Source organism: Embleya sp. NPDC059213, from assembly GCF_042754445.1.
GTDB lineage: Bacteria > Actinomycetota > Actinomycetes > Streptomycetales > Streptomycetaceae > Embleya.
Window position 1 is genome coordinate 1 of sequence record NZ_JBHZAV010000406.1, and the last position, 1,831, is coordinate 1,831.

Here is a 1,831-nt window from a genome sequence, read left to right on the forward strand (position 1 = left end):
GTGCGGGCGGCGGCCAGGACGAGCAGGTGCTCCTCGCTCGCGGCGCCGACCGACACCTTCTCGACCGCTTCGGCAACCGCGCCGGCCAGCGGGGTACCCCCGACGGCGGCGGCCAGTTCGGCCAACGCGGCGGCCTGCGCGGGCTGCGGTCGAAGCAGGCCGCCGATCAGGGTCCGGTCGAACGCCTCGACGACCGCGAGGGCCTCGTCGAGTCCGGCGATGGGTTCGGCGAGCAGGTCGGCGCGCATCAGGCCACCGCCCGGGTCGGCGGGAACCACTGCATCTCCGGCAACGGCGCGGTGGTCGCGGCGAGTTCGAGATAGCCGAGGTGGCGCAGGAAGCGGCTGAAGACGGGAGCCGCAGCCGAACGATCGGCCTGCGCCGGGCGGGTGGCGGTCATCGCCTCGGTGATGGCCCGCGCGTCGGCCGCCGCGTCGACCCGCAGATAGCGCGCGACCCGGTCGGCGCCGTATTGGAGCACCGCCTCGGTGATCATCGCGCCGATGTGCTTGCAGAACGAGCCGTGCGCGCCGCCGCAGGGCCGGTTGTTGTTGGTGCTGCACGCGAAGGCGTAGCTGCGCGTCGCGATCGACGAGACGTAGACCCGCCCGATGTCCGAGCCGCTCGACACCACGCCCTGGAGGCGTCCGTCGGCCAGTTCGACGAACGGGACCTTGGCGAGCTTGCGCGGCCGGGCGGGTGGGATCACCCGCGCCGCGCTCGATGCCTCCCACACTTCCCCATCCGGGAACACACCATCTCCTTTACGCCCAGGGGATTCGGCCCGCCGGATCGACGGGACGCACCGAACGTACTGGTGATCACCGACAGCGCAGCCACCCGTCCAGGGCGGCGATGGTGGTGTCCGTGCAGGTGTGCACGATCGTGTGCCAGCCTCGCGCCAGGGCCGCGGCGCAGTTCGCGGGCACGTCGTCGATCAGCACACATCGATCCGGTCGCACGCCGGCCGTCGCCTCGGCGTGCGCGTAGATCCGCGGGTCGGGCTTGCTCAGGCCGCACACGTGCGAGGCGATGACGGTGTCGAACAGGCCCGGGTACAGGTGCGGTGCGGCGGCGTGCAGTAGCGCCTGTCGGTGTGGTTCCCATTCGAGCACGCTGTTGGTGAGCAGGCCGATCCGCACGCCGGGTCGTTCGACCGTGCGCAGGTGGGCGAGCAACCGGGTGTCGATCCGGCGGCCGTCGTACCAGTGGTCGCCGAAGCGGGTCAGGTCGATGCGTGGGATTCGCGGGGCGAGCGCGGCGGTGACCCGGCGGCCCCACTCGGCCTGGCTGATCCGGCCGCGTTCGAGTGCCTCCAGGTCGCCGGTGCATCCGGTGCCCGGGGCGAGGTCGTCGGCGACCCGGCGGACCGCTTCGCGGAACGCGTCCGCGGGCAGGTCGGCGGCGGTGAGCACACGGTCGAGGGCCTCGTCGAGCGGTGAGGTCAGCACGCCGCCGAAGTCGCTCCACACCACGATGTCGGCGGTGGCTCGCGCGGCCGTCATGCCCGCACCTGGTCGGCCGCGCCGAGACGCTGCCCGGCCACACGCTCGGCCTCGGCTCCGGCGTCGGCTCGGTCTTGCGCCCGGAGGTCGGGCCCGTCCGACTCCGGGTGCTCCACCCTCCGCCCGTCCGGTCCGAACAGGTGCAGCCGTTCGGCCGCGACCCGGACCCGGACCCGCTCCCCCGCCGCCCGGAACGGGCCCTCGGCGGGCACGGTGACCGCCCAGGACGAGCCACCCTCGACCGTGCTCCGGCAGGTCACCACCCGGCCGTCGCCGGTGTACTCGACGATGTCGACGATCCCGTCCACGACCAGCCCCGTACCGGC

3 protein-coding genes and 1 pseudogene are annotated in these 1,831 nt (G+C 73.5%); all 4 read right to left on the reverse strand.

The window, feature by feature from the left end; translation table 11 throughout:
- Positions 1–278 (reverse strand): annotated as a pseudogene (locus ACFXMF_RS47650) (hypothetical protein); the annotation flags it as partial.
- Positions 248–754: a hypothetical protein gene (locus ACFXMF_RS47655; RefSeq protein WP_360318007.1), complete on the reverse strand. Its 507-nt coding sequence runs from the start codon at positions 752–754 to the stop codon at positions 248–250. The pseudogene ACFXMF_RS47650 and the gene ACFXMF_RS47655, both read right to left, overlap by 31 nt.
- 67 nt (positions 755–821) lie before the next feature.
- Complete coding sequence (locus ACFXMF_RS47660) at positions 822–1,505, reverse strand: HAD-IA family hydrolase (protein WP_379991118.1); 684 nt, start codon at positions 1,503–1,505, stop codon at positions 822–824.
- Positions 1,502–1,831: TOBE domain-containing protein (locus ACFXMF_RS47665; protein WP_380021342.1), on the reverse strand; the 330-nt coding region annotated here is incomplete at its 5' end. The genes ACFXMF_RS47665 and ACFXMF_RS47660, both read right to left, overlap by 4 nt.

Bases quoted from the DNA above. Each gene is read 5' to 3' on its own strand.
- ACFXMF_RS47660 (WP_379991118.1), bottom strand. From the start codon at position 1,505: ATGACGGCCGCGCGAGCCACCGCCGACATCGTGGTGTGGAGCGACTTC.